The sequence below is a fragment of the Seleniivibrio sp. genome (assembly GCF_021209385.1).
In the GTDB taxonomy this organism is placed as follows: Bacteria; Chrysiogenota; Deferribacteres; order Deferribacterales; family Geovibrionaceae; genus Seleniivibrio.
In genome coordinates, this window is record NZ_JAJOIL010000037.1 from 254,428 (window position 1) to 273,815 (window position 19,388).

At 46.2% G+C, this 19,388-nt stretch carries 19 protein-coding genes; 3 read left to right on the plus strand and 16 right to left on the minus strand.

Features of this window, described 5'->3' with window-relative positions:
• Positions 1-6: 6 nt before the first annotated feature.
• Complete coding sequence (locus tag LRY47_RS13345; RefSeq protein WP_295226247.1) at positions 7-345, minus strand: metalloregulator ArsR/SmtB family transcription factor; 339 nt, start codon at positions 343-345, stop codon at positions 7-9.
• Positions 346-486: 141 nt separating this feature from the next.
• A complete protein-coding gene (locus tag LRY47_RS13350) occupies positions 487-855 on the minus strand; it encodes a response regulator (protein ID WP_295226248.1) in 369 nt (122 codons plus the stop codon).
• 187 nt (positions 856-1,042) lie between these two features.
• Between LRY47_RS13350 and LRY47_RS13355 the strand changes: the two genes are divergently transcribed.
• A complete protein-coding gene (locus tag LRY47_RS13355) occupies positions 1,043-3,019 on the plus strand; it encodes an EAL domain-containing protein (RefSeq protein WP_295226298.1) in 1,977 nt (658 codons plus the stop codon).
• On the opposite strand, the gene LRY47_RS13360 is transcribed toward LRY47_RS13355, so the two are convergent.
• From LRY47_RS13360 to LRY47_RS13420, 13 genes are all read right to left on the minus strand, one after another.
• On the minus strand, positions 3,000-4,337 hold the full coding sequence (locus tag LRY47_RS13360; protein ID WP_295226249.1) for an MATE family efflux transporter: 1,338 nt from the start codon (positions 4,335-4,337) through the stop codon (positions 3,000-3,002). The genes LRY47_RS13355 and LRY47_RS13360 overlap by 20 nt on opposite strands.
• 263 nt (positions 4,338-4,600) lie before the next feature.
• Positions 4,601-5,134, minus strand: coding sequence for a hypothetical protein (locus LRY47_RS13365; protein WP_295226250.1), 534 nt, complete (start codon positions 5,132-5,134; stop codon positions 4,601-4,603).
• The gene (locus tag LRY47_RS13370) at positions 5,100-5,684 is read right to left on the minus strand and encodes an HD domain-containing protein (RefSeq protein ID WP_295226251.1); all 585 of its coding nucleotides are present in this window, start codon (positions 5,682-5,684) and stop codon (positions 5,100-5,102) included. The genes LRY47_RS13365 and LRY47_RS13370 overlap by 35 nt, the downstream gene beginning before the upstream one ends.
• Positions 5,668-6,969, minus strand: coding sequence for a phenylacetate--CoA ligase (locus LRY47_RS13375; RefSeq protein WP_295226300.1), 1,302 nt, complete (start codon positions 6,967-6,969; stop codon positions 5,668-5,670). Before LRY47_RS13375 ends, LRY47_RS13370 begins: the two co-directional genes overlap by 17 nt.
• Entirely contained in the window at positions 6,966-7,691 is a 726-nt protein-coding gene (locus LRY47_RS13380) for an ABC transporter ATP-binding protein (RefSeq protein ID WP_295226252.1), read from the minus strand. Before LRY47_RS13380 ends, LRY47_RS13375 begins: the two co-directional genes overlap by 4 nt.
• Complete coding sequence (locus tag LRY47_RS13385; RefSeq protein ID WP_295226253.1) at positions 7,684-8,436, minus strand: ABC transporter ATP-binding protein; 753 nt, start codon at positions 8,434-8,436, stop codon at positions 7,684-7,686. The genes LRY47_RS13380 and LRY47_RS13385 overlap by 8 nt, the downstream gene beginning before the upstream one ends.
• Positions 8,429-9,364, minus strand: a complete 936-nt coding sequence (locus LRY47_RS13390; RefSeq protein ID WP_295226254.1) for a branched-chain amino acid ABC transporter permease — start codon at positions 9,362-9,364, stop codon at positions 8,429-8,431. The genes LRY47_RS13385 and LRY47_RS13390 overlap by 8 nt, the downstream gene beginning before the upstream one ends.
• Positions 9,361-10,224 (minus strand): branched-chain amino acid ABC transporter permease, encoded by an 864-nt coding sequence (locus LRY47_RS13395; protein ID WP_295226255.1) that lies wholly within the window; start codon positions 10,222-10,224, stop codon positions 9,361-9,363. Before LRY47_RS13395 ends, LRY47_RS13390 begins: the two co-directional genes overlap by 4 nt.
• Before the next feature lie 130 nt (positions 10,225-10,354).
• Complete coding sequence (locus LRY47_RS13400) at positions 10,355-10,786, minus strand: ACT domain-containing protein (protein WP_295226257.1); 432 nt, start codon at positions 10,784-10,786, stop codon at positions 10,355-10,357.
• A gap of 10 nt (positions 10,787-10,796) precedes the next feature.
• Positions 10,797-12,098: a phenylacetate--CoA ligase gene (locus LRY47_RS13405; RefSeq protein WP_295226259.1), complete on the minus strand. Its 1,302-nt coding sequence runs from the start codon at positions 12,096-12,098 to the stop codon at positions 10,797-10,799.
• Between the two features lie 76 nt (positions 12,099-12,174).
• Entirely contained in the window at positions 12,175-13,866 is a 1,692-nt protein-coding gene (locus LRY47_RS13410) for a glycosyltransferase family 39 protein (RefSeq protein ID WP_295226261.1), read from the minus strand.
• The gene (locus LRY47_RS13415; protein WP_295226263.1) at positions 13,814-14,476 is read right to left on the minus strand and encodes a lipid-A-disaccharide synthase N-terminal domain-containing protein; all 663 of its coding nucleotides are present in this window, start codon (positions 14,474-14,476) and stop codon (positions 13,814-13,816) included. The genes LRY47_RS13410 and LRY47_RS13415 overlap by 53 nt, the downstream gene beginning before the upstream one ends.
• Positions 14,463-15,182, minus strand: a complete 720-nt coding sequence (locus tag LRY47_RS13420) for a glycosyltransferase family 2 protein (protein ID WP_295226265.1) — start codon at positions 15,180-15,182, stop codon at positions 14,463-14,465. Before LRY47_RS13420 ends, LRY47_RS13415 begins: the two co-directional genes overlap by 14 nt.
• Positions 15,183-15,431: 249 nt before the next feature.
• Between LRY47_RS13420 and LRY47_RS13425 the strand changes: the two genes are divergently transcribed.
• A complete protein-coding gene (locus LRY47_RS13425) occupies positions 15,432-16,691 on the plus strand; it encodes an ammonium transporter (protein WP_295226267.1) in 1,260 nt (419 codons plus the stop codon).
• 286 nt (positions 16,692-16,977) lie between these two features.
• Here LRY47_RS13425 and LRY47_RS13430 read toward each other — a convergent pair whose 3' ends face one another.
• A complete protein-coding gene (locus LRY47_RS13430) occupies positions 16,978-17,424 on the minus strand; it encodes a DUF3124 domain-containing protein (protein ID WP_295226269.1) in 447 nt (148 codons plus the stop codon).
• Positions 17,425-17,684: 260 nt separating this feature from the next.
• On the opposite strand from LRY47_RS13430, the gene LRY47_RS13435 reads away from it, so the two are divergent.
• Complete coding sequence (locus LRY47_RS13435; RefSeq protein ID WP_295226271.1) at positions 17,685-19,367, plus strand: methyl-accepting chemotaxis protein; 1,683 nt, start codon at positions 17,685-17,687, stop codon at positions 19,365-19,367.
• Positions 19,368-19,388: the final 21 nt, after the last annotated feature.

Here is a 19,388-nt window from a genome sequence, read left to right on the forward strand (position 1 = left end):
TAAAAACTACTGCTCCGAACAGTTCTTAGGATTAATATGCTTAAGTTTCTGCGTATCCTGAACAACCGTTTCGTCCTGTTTCATACCGTTAACTGTAACGTTAAGTATGTCCGCAACAAAGCTGTCCTTTTTGTTAAGGCTGTAGATGATCCATCTGCCGTCTTTTTTAGAGGTAACGATGCCTGCGTTGCGAAGCACTTTGAGGTGTGACGAAATAGTGGACATGGAGATATGCAGAACCGCATTGATCTCACATACGCACAGATCGCGAATACCAAGCATACAAACTATCCTCAGCCTGTTGCTGTCTCCCAATGCTTTAAAAACTTCGACCTTTGAATTCATTAGAACCCACCTGAAAAAAATAATTCTGACGAGATATTAACACCGTTAATTCTTGAAATATCAGAACAAATAATCATATCCCCAAAATAGTCAAAAATCAAACTATTATATAGCTAAATTTTAGCCATAATTCACAATAAATCAATCGTAAAGGTTTGATATCGCCTGAAGGAGTAGTTTTTTGTTAACTGGCTTAAACACAACGGCGTTGACATCTTCAAGACATTCAGTTTCATTTCGGTAGGCAGTGGTAACGATGATCGGTACTTGCTGGTTCATTTTTCTGATGTGTGAGATCATTTCAAACCCGCTCATTTCCGGCATTGAGAGGTCTGTGATAACGATATCCGGCGATTCGGAGGAGAACTTTTCCAACCCTTCCCTTCCGTCGGCGGCAATAACAATATCTTTAAAATACTTAGAAATCATCCTTGAGGCCATTTCGCGTGTGATATCATCGTCCTCAACATAAAGAACCTTGAACTCTTTCAGCTTTTCCAATGAATCCATCTGCTGCCTTCTTATAAAACTGTTGTCTTAAAACATATTATACATGTTTTTAAGTTAGAATAAAGAATTAATGTCAAAATACACTGTTTTTATCTTTTTGTTCATTTTCCATGAATGAAATCAGATGATTGAAAAACCAAAAGAAAACTGCTAATGTAAGATAATTATTATTTTTGCGGAGACTGTCATTTTAAGTTCCAGTAATTTTCGCACACTATTTGAAGATATGTCCGACCCGGTGGTGCTTCTTGAAGGGGACACTCCGTTGAGGCTGAACGAAGCTGCACACAGGCATTTCGGGAAAAAATGCATGATGGAGCTTCTGAAAAAAGACATAGACGATTTCAGGCTTTCAGGCGAAAGAAAAGCATCTTTCAGACGTGAACTTGAAGTTGATGAAGGTATCTCAATTTACAACATCAGGATAAAACCTGTTTCTCCCGATAAAAAAACTCTTCTCATAGAATTTTCAGATATTTCAGAAGAGGAAAAACTGAAAAGCAGACTCAGTTTCCTTCAATCAATGATGGATTCCATCCCGAACCCGATCTTCTATAAAACTCCCGACGGAAAATACATAGGCTGCAACAAAATGTTTGAAAAATATGTCGGAATTTCAAAAGAAGAACTTGCAGGCAAAACCGTTCGCGACATAACATCCCACGACTGGAAATTCCAGTGCGCACGCACAGATATGCAGATTCTCGGCACCGGAAAGCTGAAGCCATACGAAACAGTTATAACCATGCCTGACGGCGGCAGCAGAAACGTTATCTTCTCAAAGGCACTGCTGAAAAACTCCGATGGGAAACCTGAAGCCATTGTCGGCACTATTCAGGATATCACCGAAAGAAAAAAAGCAGAGGACAAGATACAAAAACTCGCTTATTACGATACACTTACCGGACTACCAAACCGCCAGCTTCTGCTCGACCGCATAAAGATAATGGTGGAACACTCCAAGCGTAATGAAGAAACGTTCGCAGTGCTTTTCATAGACGTAGACCGTTTCAAGACCATAAACGACACTTTGGGGCATACCGCAGGCGACCAGCTCCTTATGAATATAGCGAACATTCTTAAGGCAAACGTCCGCTCCTGCGACACGGTTGCAAGGCTGGGCGGCGACGAGTTTGTCATTGTGCTTACGAACGTTGACGAAAAGACCGTAAGCCACATAGCCGGAAAGCTGATGAATATGCTTTCCAGACCCCAGTTTGTCAACGGACACGAGCTTTTCTCCAGCCTCAGCATCGGTATCAGTATGTTCCCTTCAGATGCGGAAGACGGAGAAACACTCCTTAAAAACGCTGACATGGCAATGTATCAGGCGAAGGAACAGGGACGCAATAACTTCCAGTTCTTCTCTCTGGATATGAATAACAAGGTAATGCACAGGCTTGTTATGGAGAATGATCTGCGTCATGCTATGGACAGGGATGAATTTTATCTCGAATATCAGCCGCAGTACAACGTTGACACAGGAAAAATGTTCGGCGTGGAAGCTCTTCTGCGCTGGCATAAACCGGAAAAGGGCATCATGCCCCCCGCAAGTTTTATATCCCTTGCCGAAGACACCGGACTTATACTCCCCATAGGCGAGTGGGTGCTTCTGCGCGCCTGCTTCCAGAACAAAGAGTGGGAGATGAACACCGGACAGAAGATAATCACTTCTGTAAACATATCCGCAGTGCAGTTTAAGCAGAAGAATTTCCTTAACAGTATAAAGAATATATTAAAAGTTACAGGCGCAGACCCTGCCTGCATAGAACTCGAACTGACAGAAAGCGTCCTTATGACAGACGTCGACCAGACACTCCAGACACTTAAAGAGTTGAAAGACCTTGGTCTGAAACTCTCCATAGACGATTTCGGCACAGGTTACTCGTCACTGAACTATCTGCGCTTCTTCCCTATAGACAGACTTAAAATAGACCGTTCATTTGTAACCAACATCATGAACGACAAAGACAATGCCGCTATCACTCAGGCTATCATAGCCATGGCGGAAACCCTTAAACTGAAAGTTACGGCGGAAGGAGTGGAGCAGGAAGACGAGCTGAATACCCTGCGCAGCTTCAAATGCCACGATATTCAGGGTTTTCTGCTCGCCAGACCATCATCTCCGGAAATCATCAACAAACTTATGTCGGATTCCCTATAACAGCTATATCTCTCCACCTGCCGCTGCGGTAACGCAGGGTAAGCATTACAGGAACTGTCAGAAATGTCAGAACCATAGTCATCCATGCCGTATGCATTGAAACGCCAAGCACATGCAGACTGACAAACACAGCAAAAACAACCAGCCATGTTCCGCCAACCGTTATAAGCATAGCGAAATATGTATCGCCCGCTCCTCGCAAGGCTCCTGCGCAGGATGCTATAAGTGATTCAAGAACAACGTAAATGGATGCTGTACGCACCATGAACACGGCGAGTTCCCTTGAGTTTTCAAATGCCGGATCGTAATGCCCGGGACGAAAAACATCCGTAAGCATTGCGGGAAAAAACACAAAGAAGAACGTCACTGCCGTTGAGTAGAACACTCCGGTTTTAATGCCGGAAAACAGCGCTTTGTGGGCTATATCCGGACGTTTTGCCCCCATATATCTTCCGAATATGCTGGTCACGCCCATTTCAAGCCCCATGAGAGGAACGAAAGCGACGTGATCCCAGTTGAACGCTATTGTTACAGCCGCAGCAGTCTCAGGACCGCGGGCATGAAACATAAAGATCATGGCGGTGAACGCCGTGAGCCCCAGAACAAACTCAAGACCGGCAGGAAAGCCGTACCGCAGAAGCGTCTTGAGTATGTTTATATCATATCTGAACGATACCTTAAGGTTAAGACGTGAGCTTTTCGCATATCGTATGTATGAGTATATAAGTATCAGAAGAGCGAAAAGACCGCCAAGAAGCGTTCCGTATGCCGCGCCGTTGACACCCATCGCCGGAAGACCGAATTTGCCGAATATCAGCACATAACTGAAACCGACGTTCAGTATCATCGCCGCAAAGGATGAAAACATCACCACGCGGGTGTTGCCGACCCCTATGAAAAATCCTGAAAACGCTGCACGGACAAGCATCAGCACACTTCCGAACATCAGTATGTCAAAGTATGAATACTGAAATCCCAGCTGAACCGAAGATATCCCCGAAACCCTGAACACATAATGCCCCAAGGGTATGAACAGCAGAATTATCAACGGATAAGCCGCCAGCGCGGTAAGCACCGCCTGAAACGTAACCGTCGGACATTTCTCTCTCTGTCCGGAACCGAGATACTGCGCTGTGATTGCCGCAGAATATCCAAGAAGCCCTATGAAGAAGGATATCATTGTAAACATGAACAGACCGCCCCCCATGGCGGCGCTCATCTGCTCTGCTCCCATGCGTGAGAGAAAGAGCCTGTCCGTAAAAACCATAATCGTTTCACACCCGTTGGATATGACCATCGGCAGCGCGATAGATATCATTTCACGCACGCCTCCGCTTTTTGCGTGAACGACTGAATTATTACCAGTTTCCAAAACTGCACCTAAAAATAATACTAAATTGTTGTGACTAAATTTGCCTTGAATGTGATCCGTAAATTGAAATGGTTACGATGAGAGGGTTGAACTATTTCGATTATTAATCACAAAGATTGTAAATTACCGACTCAATCATTTTTCTGCACCTCTCAGTTTGGTCTGGGAAATATACTCCTGCATTAAATAATTAGCAAGTCAAATATTCGTTACGAAAAAAGAGCGGGGATGAACATCAGGAAGATGAACACCAGAAAAACTATCACAGTTGAACGCAGATACCCGAAACCTCTGATCCGGCTGTAGGCATAAACAACGAGGCTCAGATACCACGCGAGAAATACAGTATGGAATATCTTAAGATGCTGCGGCGGAACAAGAAAGCTGAAAGGCAGAAGCAGGGACATCACCTCGAAACCAAGCATCACCCGCAAAAAACCTAAGAAAACGGGTACGGTCTTCGGCAGATAAAGGAACAAAAGCCCGATGAAGATCATTGTGAAAACAAGTCCTTCCAGTATACTATCCATTCCGGCAGGCGCGACGTTTCCGTCCATGTCTTTGTAAGGAATAAACAATGTCACTATGAACATGCACACAAGATTGAACATGTGTGCATTATTTAAAAATACTGCGTAAAGCGCTTTTTCACTGAAAAATATCAGACGGATGCAGAGTGCAGCCGTGTGCAGGGGGGATGGGTGTTTCTTACCAGTTTTTACTGCCGCGACGCCAGTTTTCATCCTTACTGTACCACCACTCGTAATACATTCTTTCGAGACAGGACTGCATTATCTCTTTTCCAATGTCAGTCTTAAGCCTCTGAGAAGAGGCTTTTATCCAATTTTCCGCCTGCTTGTTCCCCTTGTCAAGCTGCTCTTTCAAAAAGAAGATAAGCTCAAGGGTATCCGCATCTTTGGCTATCAACGCCTCAAGGCTCTGCTGGGCGGCATATTCGTCTATACAGGTACTGACCTCCTCCTCAATGGGAAGTCCCTTTACAACATGGTTCAGAGCCTTCTCATCGTCGGAGTTTACATAGTTCTGCTGTAAATAGTTGAGGTCGCCCGTGCGGGATTCTTCAAGATCATGAAACATACACATCTTAAGCACCTTATCCGCATCACACGGAACCATCTTCGCCATGGTAAAGCCTATCATGGCGGTGCGGAAAATGTGGTCTGCAATGGACTGGGTGCCAGACCCCAGATAGTCCTGCCCCGACCGTTTCATGGTCTGCAGGATGCCCAGTTCATAAAAGAACGTGGCACTTCTGTCAGATATTTCTTTCATCAACAACCCTTTTCGCTTTGCCCTCAAATCTTTCGAGGGTCTGTCCCATGACAAGGTTAACCTTCGGCTTGAACTGGAGTATTTTGGCAAGCTGTGCAGTGATGTCTTCCAGAAGTTTTTTCTGCTTCTTCATCTCGTCGAAGAATATAGATTCCGTAACCTCAACCTTTATCTCCATTTCGTCCAGTGCGCCTTTTTTGCGTACAAAGATCATATAGTGGGGGGATGCACCGTCAACCTTGGAAAGTGCCTCCTCAACCTGCGACGGGAACACGTTCACACCGTTTATGATAAGCATGTCGTCTGTCCTTCCCTTCGCTTTCTCCATCTTTATAAGAGTTCTGCCGCATGGACATTCCTCTCTGTAAAGTCTTGTTATATCGCGTGTTCTGTATCTTATGAGGGGCATACCCTCACGTTTGAGCGTCGTAAGCACCAGTTCGCCCTTTTCACCAAGTGGAAGCGGCTGTAATGTAACTGGGTCGATTATCTCCGGATAGAAAAAATCCTCGTTGATGTGAAGACCGCTTTTACACTCGCACTCTCCGGAGATGCCGGGTCCCATCAGTTCGGAAAGACCGAAGTTATCGAACGCCTGAACGCCAAGACGTTCTTCTATCTCCGCTCTTACCTTATCGCCCCAGGGTTCGCTGCCGAGAAGCGCAATCTTAAGGCTCAGTTTGTCCTTTGTGATCCCCGCTTTCTCCATAGTCTCAGCTATGTGAAGCGCATATGAAGGCGTGGCAACCAGAACTGTACTTTTATAGTCTTCCATGATGGCAAGCTGTCTTGCCGTGTTGCCGCTTGAAACGGGGATAACGGATGCTCCGATGTTCTCCGCGCCGTAGTGAAGCCCGAATCCGCCTGTGAACAGTCCGTATGTGAATGAGATATGAACTATATCCTCACGGCTGACCCCGCCCGCAACCATAACGCGTGAAACGAGGTCGTTCCAGTTCTTAAGGTCGCTCGCTGTGTAGCCAACTACGGTAGGTTTTCCGGTTGTGCCGCTTGATGAGTGGATGCGCACGATATCGCGCAGGGGTACCGCGAACATTCCGTAGGGATAGTTATCCCTCAGATCCTGTTTCGTGGTGAACGGCAGTTTTGATATATCGGACAGATCGTTTATGATGTCCGGCTTTATATTGAGCTCGTTGAATTTTTTACGGTAGAAGTCAACCTTGTCATAGGCACGGTTAACGGTAGTCTGGAGTCTCTCAAGCTGAAAAACCTGCCTCTGCGCAACGGGCATCGTTTCTTCGTCTTTCTGCCAGAATTTCATCTCTCCCATTTTTCCTTGTACTCCTTTCCGAGATATGCTCTTTTCACTTCGTTGTCGCCGAGCAGCTCGGACGCTTTGCCCTGAAGAATGATTCGTCCGTTCTCCAGAACATAGCCCCGCTGGGCATATTTCAGCGCCATGGTGGCGTTCTGCTCAACAAGCAGTATCGTAAGACCGCCCGCCGCCAGAACTTTCAGTTTCTCATATACCTCTTTTATGACAAGGGGCGCAAGCCCCATTGACGGTTCGTCCATCAGCAGAAGTTTCGGCGAGGTCATGAGCGCCCTGCCTATGGCAAGCATCTGCTGTTCACCGCCGGAAAGCATCCCTGCGGTCTGTGTCTGGCGCTCCTCAAGAACGGGGAAAAGATCGAACATCTTTTGCAGATTGGTCTTAACCTCTCCTGCGGGACGGGTGAAACCTCCCATCTCAAGGTTTTCGCGCACTGTCATGTTTGAAAAAATGCGCCTTCCCTCAGGAACGATCGCCATACCCTTCGTAACGATTTTAGGCGTTCTCGCCTTGGTAACGTCCTTTCCGTCGAAAGTGACACTACCTTTTGAGTTGCCGATTATATTCATAATGCTGTTAAGCAGTGTGGTCTTGCCTGCGCCGTTGCTGCCTATGAGGGACACGAACTCCCCGGGCGCAACGTGTACCGACACGTTTGAAAGCGCCTGTACAGCGCCGTATGAAACCGAAAGAGATTTTACCTCAAGCATCCTCGTCCCCCAGATAGGCTCTAAGAACCTCTTTGTTCTCCCGAACCTCTGCATAGGTTCCTGCGGCAATGACCTGACCGAAGTTCAGGCACACCACAAAATCCGCCAGCGACGAAATGAACTGCATGTCGTGTTCCACCATAAGTATGCATACACCCATGGATTGTATCTTGCGAACCATGTCCGCCAGATTCTCCTTCTCCGCAAGGTTAAGCCCCGCGGCGGGTTCGTCCAGGAGAAGCAGTCTGGGTTTAGACATAACAGCCCTGCCCAGCTCAAAGTTTTTCAGAACGCCGTAAGGCACGCTTCCCGGCGTCATATCCGCATATTCGGTGACGTTGACGAAGTTCATACACTCTTCGATGCGTTGCGAGGTCTCTTTCCAGTATTTTCTGTTCAGCCTCGTCATGGTCGCAAAGGCGGAGGGTCTCTCCTTGCCGATGAAACCGAGATACATGTTCTCACGGAGTGTCAGCTCCGGTATGATGTTCAGGTTCTGGAAGGTTCTTGATATGCCGCCCATGAAAACCTGCTCTGATTTAAAACCTGTTATCTCTTTTCCGTCAAATTTGACAGAACCCTCTTTCGGGGTAACAAATCCGGTGATAACGTTGAAAAGTGTCGTTTTTCCAGCACCGTTGGGTCCTATGAGCGCGGAAATGCCTGTTTGCGGCATGGCGAACGTAACGTTGCTTAATGCGTGTACGCCGCCGAAGCTTACTCCGATGTTGTTTATATCAAGCATTTCTCTTCACCAGCCTTTTCAGAGTTCCCGATATTCCGCCGGGCAGGAACATGATAACAACGGCAAGCAGTCCGCCGTAAATTATCATTTCGTATTCCTCAAAAGCGGAAAACAGTTCCGGCACAAGCCCAAGAAGAACAGCGCCCACAACGCCGCCTGTGATATATCCCAGACCGCCGATTGTCGCCATGGCGAGCAGTTCAACGGAATATTTGAAACTGAACGACACGGGGCTTATGAAATGGGTGTAAAAGGTGAATATAGCGCCGTTAAAGGCAGTCAATGCCGCCATGGACGCAAACACCATAACCTTTGTTTTTGCAGGCGTTATGCCGTAGCTTCTGCATGCGCTCTCAGAGTTCTTGATGAACTTGAGCTTGTTGTGCAGAAACGATTTATCGAAAAGCTCGCAGATGAACAGGAACACCATAAAAAAGATGCTCATGAACACAAAGAACGATTTCTCATCCGCGAGGTCGAATTTACCGATTATGATGTCGCCTATTCCCACAAACCCTGACGGACCGCCTGTAATGAAGTCCATCTCGTTCATGAAGATATAAAGTATCATTCCCATGCCGAGCGTCGCCATTGCAAGGTAGTTTCCGTGGAGTTTCAGGATGGGAGACCCCACCAGATAAGCAACTGCGAAAGCCGCCGCAGCCGCTATAGGCATGGTCAGAAGCGGATTCACTCCGTAGTTTGTGGAAAGAACCGCCGCAACATATGCGCCAAGCCCGAAGAACGCCGCCTGACCTATGGAGATGATGCCTGTATATCCGAGCAGTATGTTAAGCGCCGTCGCGTTCACTGCGTGTATCAGAAGCAGTGTTGCAACGCCTATGTAATATTCGTTTGAAACCTGTGTGCCGATGTAGGCAAGCACGCATGCCATAATGATTATAAAAGTAAAATTGAGCCTTTTCATACGCGGGTTGCCTTTTTGCGTCCGAACAGTCCGTCCGGTTTAATGAAAAGTATCAGCAGGATGACGAAAAACGCCATGGCATCTTTGTATCCGGAGGGAATCACGCTTGCGGAGAAACTCTCGAATATTCCGAGGAGTATGCCGCCCGCAACAGCCGCCCAGAAATTGCCCAGTCCGCCGAGAATGGCAGCGGCAAAACCCTTAAGTCCTATCATGATACCGTCGTCGTATGTTACAAATGTGATGGGAGAAATTATTACTCCAGCTATACCTGCCATTGCAGAGGAAACCGCAAACGACATTATGCGTACGTTGCGCACGCTTATGCCGCAGGTCTCTGCCGCTGTCTGGTCGTCGAAGCAGGCTCGCATTGCCTTTCCGTATTTTGATTTTTTGAGGAAGAAGTTCAGTCCCCACGCCACCAGCAGAGAGACCGCAATTATCAGTATGCTCTGGCTGGATATGACCCCGCCCGGCATCTGAACGTTGACCACAGGGATGTAATCGTCAACCCGAAGGCTGTCGCGTCCCCAGATATGCATTGCAACATCCCGCATTATGATAGATGCGGCGATGGTGAGCGTAACAAGGTTTATCTCTGTCTTATATCTGGCAAGGTGGATGAAGACCCTTTCATAAAGCACGCCGATGATGAAACATCCGGCGAGTGTCAGCGGAAGCGCTGTGTAAAAAGGAATCTCAAACATGCAGAACAGGGTATAAATAAGCATTCCGCCCAGCATGACAAACTCACCCTGCGCAAAGTTTATCAGCCCCGTGGTGTTGTAGATAATGTTAAACCCCAGAGCAACCAGTCCGTATATACTCCCGCTGGTAAGCCCCGAATACAAAAATTGCATCAATAACCGTCCGTAAATTTATTCCGTCAGAAAGGATTAGACTGCTTCGTCATGCCATGACTCGCAGAGACGAATATATGTCTTCGCGAGGAACACTGCGACGCGGCGATCTCATTCTTAATATTTGATATTATATCCCGTAAATCTTGCTTCCCGGAATGAGTGTAAATCCTTCTGCGGAAAGTTTTTCAACAGCCTTGTCTGTCTCGTCAAAGCGGAATATCATTATCGCCCTGCTGCCTGTGGGTTCAACAAAGGCGTACATATATTCTACGTTAATTTCGTTTCTGCTGAGAGCACCCAGAATCTCCGCAAGTCCGCCCGGTCGATCCTTAACCTCAACAGCCACGACCTCCGTACGTCCAACTGTAAATTCATTGTCTTTCAGTATCTTATAAGCGCTTTCCGGATTGTTGACGATAAGTCTTAAAATCCCGAAATCCGACGTGTCAGCCAGAGAGAGCGCCCTGATGTTTATTCCGTTCTGACCAAGAAGGTTTGCCACGTCATAAAGCCTTCCCGATTGATTCTCGATGAAAACAGAGATCTGCTGAAGTTTCATACTACACCTCTCAAAGCTTTCTTTTATCAAGCACACGCATAGCCTTGCCTTCGCTTCTGGCTATGGTTTTATGTTCAACTATGCGCACCTTGCAGGTTACGCCTATCATATCTTTTATCTCTTTCTCAACAGCTCTGGAAAGATCCTGCAGCCTGCTGATTCTGTCCATAAAGATACCTTCCGCAAGCTCTATCTGCACCTCAAGAGTATCAAGATTGTCCACTCTGTCAACAATAAGCAGATAATGGGGCGAAAGTTCCTGCTTTGTCACAATGATAGCCTCAACCTGTGACGGGAATACGTTCACGCCGCGGATGATGAGCATATCGTCGCTTCTGCCTGTAACCTTCCGCATACGAACGGACGAACGTCCGCATTTGCATGGATCGGTTATCAGACTGGTTATGTCGCGGGTGCGGTATCTTATGAGCGGGATAGCTTCTTTTGTGATAGTGGTGAAAACAAGCTCCCCCTCTTCTCCGGCGGGCAGAACCTCGCCTGTGTCGGGGTTTATGGTCTCAACAATGAAGTGATCTTCGCTGATGTGCATTCCGCGTTTCTCTTCAACGCACTCGTAACCGACGCCGGGACCTATTATTTCGCTGAGACCGTAGATGTCCAGCGCGTCTATCTGCCATTTTGACTCGATTTCCTGACGCATGGCATCTGTCCAGGGTTCTGCGCCGAAAACACCGACGCGGAGTTTAAGGTCTTCTATCTTAATGCCCTCTTCAATCGCCGTTTCATAGAGGCTGAGAGCATAACTTGGCGTACACGATATAGCTGTTGAACCGAAATCTTTAAGAAGCATAAGCTGTTTTTTTGAATTTCCGCCTGAAATGGGGATAACGGATGCGCCTATTTTTTCAGCACCGTAGTGAGCACCCAGACCGCCTGTGAACAGTCCGTAGCCGTATGCGTTCTGAAGTATGTCGCCCCTGCCGACACCTGCCGCAGACATTGTTCTCGCCATGAGTTCCGCCCATGTATCGACGTCTCTGGCGGTGTACCCGACAACGGTAGGTTTTCCTGTGGTGCCGCTTGATGCATGGATACGCACAACCTGTTCCTGCGGAACGGCAAACATCCCGAACGGGTAGTTATCGCGCATGTCCTGTTTATATGTGAAAGGCAGTCTTTGAAGGTCGTCCAGAGATTTTATATCTTCCGGTTTAACGCCCGCTTTATCGAATGAGCATCTGTAAAAAGGCACCCTGTGGTATACGTTCTCCACAAGCTGTTTCAGTCTCATAAGCTGAAGTTTCCGCAGTTCGTCCCGCGGCATGGTCTCATATTGCTGGTTCCAGATCATAGCACGCTCCAAGCCTTTTGTGGCGGTAGAGAAACTTAACAAGACAGGAGCGAAATGTCAAACCAATTCGGTTTAATCAGGGTATATATCTGTGCAGGTCGCCTAAACGCATCTCGGCACCTGGTCTCGTCCCCTTTTTACAGAAATAGGCGACTTTCTTCTCGCCTCTGTCTGAAAAGAGTACGCATTTGTCCCCTGTCAGTGCAAGATATCTGTCAACGTTCTTCCTGTATGTAAAAAGAATATATTCATTGCGCTGATCAAGATAGTCCAGCATCTCGTCGTTTGTGTTCATCCATACGTTCTTATATTCTTCATAGGTCTGGAACTGCACTTCACGCCTCTTTCCGAATACGATCGGAACCACCCTGTCAAGATAAAAGCTTAACGAAGGTGTGAACGCGGCATAGATGATAACATCGTATTTACCCTGCGGGTCGAATTTCTTTATATCCTCGCCGGAAAGCCTGTAACCTTTTATATAAGGTCCTGCGAACGTCATGCCGCCGTATATAAGCAGTGTGAGCAGAATGATTGCAGCGGAAACCGAAAAATGATATCTGCGGATGAACCATTTTTTCTCTATCATAGTTGTCATAAGCAGAACGTATGCCGCCGAACCGCCGGCTATGAACATCCAGAACTCACGAAGATGCTCCACAAAAAGAGGCACAAGAGCGACAAGTCCGCCCAGAACAACGAATATGTAGCCTATCGCTTTGGGCATCAGAGGACGTTCAGCCCTGCCCGATGCCAGAACTGCCATCACAGGGTAAAACGGAAGGATGTACGTTGCAAGTTTGCTTGCGGAAGATTCAAAAACAATAAACGGAACAAGTACATAAAGATATATGTGCCAGCCGCCTTTAACAAAGTTGCTGTTTCGGATATTTGCAAAGAAATAAAACAGCCACGGAAGGAATGTTCCGAGTATGACCAGCGGAAAGAAATACAAAGGCTGTGACCTGCTGAATCTCTCTGCATCAGTGACACGCTCAACAGTCTGGTCATAAAGGAAATATTTCAGAAGTCCGTCGTTGGACATGACCACGCCTATATACCATGGCAGCGCCACCACAACGAACATAACAAGCATCAGCAGATAATCAAGCCATCCGAACGCCCTTCTGTGGTCTCTGTCAAAAAGGCAGACAACCGTAAAAGGCAGCAGAGTGAAAAGGAAAATTATCGGTCCTTTGGTAAGAAATCCCAGACCGAACAATATACCTGCAAAAACGGCATTTTTCAGCGTCTTATTACCGTATATCTGCTCAAACATATATGCCAGAGCCGCAACAGTAAAGAAGGTCAGATAGATATCCGTGGATATGACGCGGCTGACAATCAGAAACAGTACAGACGAAGCCAGTATCAGTACGGAGAGCTGTGCCTTGTCCCTGTCTCCCGTAAGTGAAAAGCTCATTCTGCGGGTGTATATCAGCGTCAGAACAGAGAAAACGGCGGGGAAAAACCTTGCCCCGAGACCGTTCACACCGAAGATGTCAAGACCGAAAGCCGTCATCCAGTATGTAAGCGGAGGCTTATGGAAGTGTTTTATACCATTATAAAAAGGCGTGATATAATCCCTGTTGCGCAGCATCTCCCTGCCCATCTCGGCATATCGGGCATCCGTTGTTTCCATGATGTCCAGCCAATAGGCGGGAAGCAGAAGCGCAACAAAATAGAGCGCAAGAAAGATGTAAAATCTGGTATCTTCAACCAGACTGAGGCTGTTTTTCAAGCTTGATGAAGTATAGGTTTCTGACATAAATTAAAATTCCGACACTTTGTCCGGCGATAAACACCGCATCGTGTACCATTACTGAATATATTAAAAGCAGAACGCTGCCTCCAAGGCTGAACCACCAGAACATAACCGGAAACACGCTCTTTTTTGCCTTTTCCGACATGATCCACTGAACGAGGAACCGCAGAAAAAACATTCCCTGTGCGATGATACCCACCGCAAATATAAACCCTGTGTAATGAGGTTTGTCTTTGCTGACAACATCCGGAAAATAATATGCGGCAACGCCGACCATTCCGAAATAGATTATCAGCATTATCACCATCCAAAACCCGAACGAACGGGGTCTGGTACCTCTCTCCTTCATCACCAGGGAGATATTTCTCAAATAAATTATTGCGCCCGTGGACTGACCCAGAACAAATATGGGATCCTTGACCAGTATCGCATATGTCAAAAGCACAAAACCGCCCGCCAGACTGAAATACCAGAAAGACATAGGCACAGCGCTTTTTTTATACTTTTCTGCGTATAGCCACTGCAGAATGAAGCGCATGAAGAAAAGCACCTGTCCGGCAAAACCGAACACTATCAGAGCGGTCTTAAGAACTGAAGGATTAAGAGCCGACATTATTCTCTCTGACGCTTATTCTGAGATAACGCTTCTGCATCCAGCGGACACAGATAAGGTCATAAAGAGCCTCGTAGCCCCTTTTGAGGTTTGTATACTTTGAAACGCCGGAGTGACGCTCCCTGTGGTTTACCTTCATTTCAACCACCTTTGCACCCTCCATCCTCATCATGGCGGGAAGGAATCTGTGGAGACCTTTGTACATTTTCACGCGTTTAAGCATGGAAGCGCGCATAATCTTAAGCGAGCATCCTGTATCATGTATGTCTTCTTTTATGACCGCATTGCGTATTCTGTTGCCCAGTTTACTGGCAAGACGTTTTGAAAGAGTGTCCTTGCGATTGAATCTCCATCCGTTCACCATATCGTATTCGCCGAAAAGTTTAAGCATTTCGGGTATATCCGCAGGGTCGTTCTGAAGATCGGCGTCCATGGTGATTATAATATCACCGGACGCATGCTGAAATCCTGAGTAAAGAGCTGCAGACTGACCGGTGTTCTTTGCAAAGGCTATATATTTGACACATGAATCTTGCTCTGCCAAAGATTTTATTATTTCAAGGCTTTTATCGCGGCTGAAATCGTCAACAAATATTATCTCATACTCACCGCCAACCTTTTCGCAGACTTTTTTTATCTGATCATAAAGGGGATTGAGATTATTTTCTTCGTCATAAACCGGTATCACATAAGATATTTTTTCCATCCGTCATCCTACGGGCATTTCTTTATTCATTAAATATGAACAGAGATAACTATCATATTTACGGTTTTTAGACAACTCCAAATAATATTAAGTTCAATTCATGCTATCTGATTAAAATATAACCACACAATGGTGATATAATAACCATATAGAGTGTTAAGAATATGACAAAAGCGCATTCTACAGTTTCCGCCCAATTGGCACGTCGTTTGCATATAAGCTCACTGATTAAAACACGGGGTGACAGATATGAAAAAATCTCTCCTAACAACACTTCTGGTACTTACGGCTTTCACGGCATTTGCCGACGAGGCGCCGGCTCTTGACACAGGCGATACAGCTTGGCTTCTTATGTCTTCTGCTCTCGTTCTTCTCATGATGCCGGGTCTTGCACTTTTCTACGGCGGTATGGTCAGAGCGAAAAACGTTCTTTCAACATTCCTTTACAGCTTCACAGCTCTCACGGTTGTCGGAGTTGTCTGGATGGTGATAGGCTTTACACTGGCATTCGGTGAAACCGAATCTCCTTTTGTCGGAAGCATGCAGTACCTTTTCATGGGCGGTGATTTCATGACAGCGATGTCAGGAACCATTCCGCTTTCAGTTTTTGCAATGTTTCAGGGTATGTTCGCGATAATCACTGTCGCGCTCATCAGCGGTGCTATTGTTGAAAGGATGAAATTCTCCGCATGGGTAATCTTCATGGTCGCATGGGTGATCGTTGTATACGCTCCCGTCGCACACTGGGTGTGGGCAGGTTCCGGCTGGCTCTTTAAAATGGGCGCTCTGGATTTCGCCGGCGGTACCGTAGTACACTTCTCATCAGGCTGCGCGGCTCTTGCGCTTGCAATAGTTCTCGGCAACAGAAAGGACTTCCTCAAATCCGCCACAATTCCCCACAACCTGACACAAACACTCATAGGTGCGGGTCTTCTGTGGTTCGGATGGTTCGGTTTCAACGCAGGTTCAGCTCTCGGTTCAAACGTTCTTGCAGGTCTTGCATTTGCAAACACAATGATTGCGGCATCTGCTGCCGGCGTAAGCTGGATGCTTATTGAATGGACACATGGCAAACCCAGCGCACTGGGCGTTGCTTCAGGTATAGTTGCGGGTCTCGTTGCAATCACACCAGCGGCGGGTTTCGTTGCTCCCTGGGGAGCGCTTGTTCTCGGTCTTCTGGTTGGCGTACTTTGCTGTTATGCAGTCAGACTTAAATTCAAACTTAAACTTGACGATTCTCTCGACGTTTTCGGCATACACGGCGTTGGCGGTCTTTTCGGCGCTATCATGACGGGTGTTCTTGCTATCGAGGGTAAAGGTCTTGTAAGCGGAAACTCCGCACAGGTTGGTATTCAGACGATCGGCGTTCTCTCCGCAGGTCTGTATTCGTTCGTAGTCACACTGGTTATTGCTTATGCTCTTAAGGCTACCATCGGGATAAGAGTTACACCCGAACAGGAGTCTGAGGGTACGGACGTTAATCAGCACGGCGAGAAAGCTTACAACTAAGATCGTATTTCTTATATTGAAAAAGGGAACTTCGGTTCCCTTTTTTTATGTCCAAAATCAGAAAAAGACCAGATCGCCGCGTCGCTACGCTCCTCGCGAAGACGTATAAATGTAATCTTATTCGACACTTAGAAGCGAGTAGTTATACGCTATCTACCGTAAGCACTGACTGACGGTCAGACGCAAGCAGAACAAGGAAGATTTGACGAACGGGCGGTGAGCATACGGATTTGTATGTGAGCCGTTCTGAGGAAAAACTGACGCAGTTATGCACAGTGTATCACCGTCAGTCGCGGGAAAGGATGACTCCGCGTGATGTAAAGGATATCCCCTGCTGCGTCTTTGCTCCTATCATAACAGATTCAATGACCGGATCGGTAACATCCGCTGTCGATTTCCATCTGACGATGAAGCTGGCACCGGAACCGCCAGCCGTATCGGATTCTTTCACAACAAAGCGAACTGACGAAAGAGGATTTAAAACAATCGCCTTATCGACATATTTTGATATCAGTTTTCCGTCCGAACCGTAATAGTCGGCAGAGAGCAGTGTTATTCTGTTTTTCATATCCGTATTTCTTATGCTGACTGTGGCGGCAAGCAGAAAAGGCTTTTCTTTGTCTCCGGTGTAAATATGAGAATACACAGGAACATAAACAGAAGCCCCTTTATATGCAAAAGCTGTCGCGGAAAGCAAAACAGCCGAAAAAACAAGTAATAACATTTTTTTCATAATGCACCTCTCATCATATAATAAACGCCTGGAAGTTTTTTTCAAACATTAATGAGCCGGAATATTCACTTAAGACCGGAATCAGGCACACATTAATTGTTATTTTATCTTGAAATATATATTTAAAATGTTAAAGGTATGAATCAAAAACGATAAAAATACTTAAAACATCCTCTTAAAGTCAAGAAAAAAATGTTTAAATTTTGTTTCAAATGCAATTAATGGACGATATAATTAAATAAATTATTCTGGAGAATGACATGTTGAAATCAGTAAAAACAAAGATACTGCTTCTGGTTTTGATTCCTCTTCTGACCGTTACCTGCATAGTTCTTTTCACTGTTTACAGAGATGTAACAAAAACAACGGAAGAGCAGATAATACAGGCAAGAGAAAAGATGCTCAACGGTAAAAAAGAGGAACTGAAGAACAATGTGGACATAGCTCTGACAGCCATGCAACCTCTCGTTAATCATAAAGAACTTACACCCGAAAGAGCGCAGATGATGGCAAAAGCAATCCTTGAAAGCATCCGCTTTGCAGGTGACGGTTATATATTTACATATACTTTCGACGGAACGGCTTTAACTGTTGGACCGAACAAAGCAGTTGTCGGAAAAAACCTTATGGAAACCAAGGATGCCAACGGCGTTTATTTCGTGAGAGATATGCTTGATAAAGCAAAACTGGACGGCGGAGGCTACGTTGAATATATCTGGCTTAAACCATCCGCAGGTAAAGACATGCCGAAATTAAGCTATGCCACTGAAATTAAAGAATGGCACTGGATGATAGGTACAGGCGTCTATATTGACGACATTGACGTAGCTCTGGAAAAGCTTAAAGAAGAGTCAAACGCGCGCATAAAAAGCATGCTTCTGAGCATATTCGGATTATCCGTAGTTGCACTTGTGATAACGGTCGTCATTACAACAGTAATGGTAGGCAGAATGACAAAAGGAATACAAACGGCGGCAGACGTTCTGCGGGATATCGCATCCGGTGAAGGTGATCTTACAAAACAGCTTCCAGTGACGTCAGAAGATGAGATAGGGCAGCTTTCCAAATATTTCAATCAATTCATAAACAAACTGCGCGGCATAGTGTCCACGGTTCAGGAGAACGCACATTCCGTTGCATCCGGAAGCACGGAACTTGCTGCGGCAACAGAAGAACTCTCTATGACCATGGGAGATCAGGCATCACAGGTCACAGGAGTTGCTTCCGCAACAGAGGAGATGAGCGCTTCATCAACTCTTATAAACGAAAACCTTGATGCCAGTCTGAGAGTTGCACAGGAAACGGCAAAAAACACCATGGATGGCAGCAAGATGCTTAAAAAGGCTGTGGACGAGATACAGCAGATAAAAAACAAGGTGGATGAACTTGGTTCAACGGTAAGAAGTCTGGCTGATTCATCTCAGGAGATAACAGCGATACTGAACGTCATCAGCGATATCGCTGATCAGACAAACCTTCTCGCCCTTAACGCCGCAATAGAAGCAGCGAGAGCAGGAGAGCACGGACGCGGATTCGCCGTTGTTGCCGACGAAGTGCGCAAACTGGCAGAGCGCACACAAAGCGCCACAGGCGAAATCAGCAGTATTATAGGAAACCTCCAGAAAGAATCCAACAGAGCATCAGACGACATGGGCGTTGCTCTTGTTCAGGTTGATTCAGGTGTTAAAACCATGATGACAACCTCAACCTTTTTCGACAAGATAGTGGCGTCTGTGGATGACATGAGCAATATGAACAGCGTGATAGAAACATCCATCAAAGAACAGGTTCAGGCTATTGAAAATATAAACGACAACGCACAGACAATTTCAGCAGGTATAGAGCAGAGTACACACGCATTGGCGGAGATAACCAGAACTGTTTCCGACCTTGAAAAGCAGTCGGAAAACCTCATGGTTCTGATGAGTCAGTTCAAAATATAACCGAAGAAAGGTTTAAGATAA

Excerpts from the sequence above, each read along its gene's own strand:
- LRY47_RS13345 (WP_295226247.1), bottom strand. The coding sequence starts at position 345 with ATGAATTCAAAGGTCGAAGTTTTTAAAGCATTGGGAGACAGCAACAGG.
- LRY47_RS13350 (WP_295226248.1), bottom strand. The coding sequence starts at position 855 with ATGGATTCATTGGAAAAGCTGAAAGAGTTCAAGGTTCTTTATGTTGAG.
- LRY47_RS13360 (WP_295226249.1), bottom strand. The coding sequence starts at position 4,337 with ATGATATCTATCGCGCTGCCGATGGTCATATCCAACGGGTGTGAAACG.
- LRY47_RS13365 (WP_295226250.1), bottom strand. The coding sequence starts at position 5,134 with ATGAAAACTGGCGTCGCGGCAGTAAAAACTGGTAAGAAACACCCATCC.
- LRY47_RS13370 (WP_295226251.1), bottom strand. The coding sequence starts at position 5,684 with ATGAAAGAAATATCTGACAGAAGTGCCACGTTCTTTTATGAACTGGGC.
- LRY47_RS13375 (WP_295226300.1), bottom strand. The coding sequence starts at position 6,969 with ATGAAATTCTGGCAGAAAGACGAAGAAACGATGCCCGTTGCGCAGAGG.
- LRY47_RS13380 (WP_295226252.1), bottom strand. The coding sequence starts at position 7,691 with ATGCTTGAGGTAAAATCTCTTTCGGTTTCATACGGCGCTGTACAGGCG.
- LRY47_RS13385 (WP_295226253.1), bottom strand. The coding sequence starts at position 8,436 with ATGCTTGATATAAACAACATCGGAGTAAGCTTCGGCGGCGTACACGCA.
- LRY47_RS13390 (WP_295226254.1), bottom strand. The coding sequence starts at position 9,364 with ATGAAAAGGCTCAATTTTACTTTTATAATCATTATGGCATGCGTGCTT.
- LRY47_RS13395 (WP_295226255.1), bottom strand. The coding sequence starts at position 10,224 with ATGCAATTTTTGTATTCGGGGCTTACCAGCGGGAGTATATACGGACTG.
- LRY47_RS13400 (WP_295226257.1), bottom strand. The coding sequence starts at position 10,786 with ATGAAACTTCAGCAGATCTCTGTTTTCATCGAGAATCAATCGGGAAGG.
- LRY47_RS13405 (WP_295226259.1), bottom strand. The coding sequence starts at position 12,098 with ATGATCTGGAACCAGCAATATGAGACCATGCCGCGGGACGAACTGCGG.
- LRY47_RS13410 (WP_295226261.1), bottom strand. The coding sequence starts at position 13,866 with ATGTCAGAAACCTATACTTCATCAAGCTTGAAAAACAGCCTCAGTCTG.
- LRY47_RS13415 (WP_295226263.1), bottom strand. The coding sequence starts at position 14,476 with ATGTCGGCTCTTAATCCTTCAGTTCTTAAGACCGCTCTGATAGTGTTC.
- LRY47_RS13420 (WP_295226265.1), bottom strand. The coding sequence starts at position 15,182 with ATGGAAAAAATATCTTATGTGATACCGGTTTATGACGAAGAAAATAAT.
- LRY47_RS13425 (WP_295226267.1), top strand. The coding sequence starts at position 15,432 with ATGAAAAAATCTCTCCTAACAACACTTCTGGTACTTACGGCTTTCACG.
- LRY47_RS13430 (WP_295226269.1), bottom strand. The coding sequence starts at position 17,424 with ATGAAAAAAATGTTATTACTTGTTTTTTCGGCTGTTTTGCTTTCCGCG.
- LRY47_RS13435 (WP_295226271.1), top strand. The coding sequence starts at position 17,685 with ATGTTGAAATCAGTAAAAACAAAGATACTGCTTCTGGTTTTGATTCCT.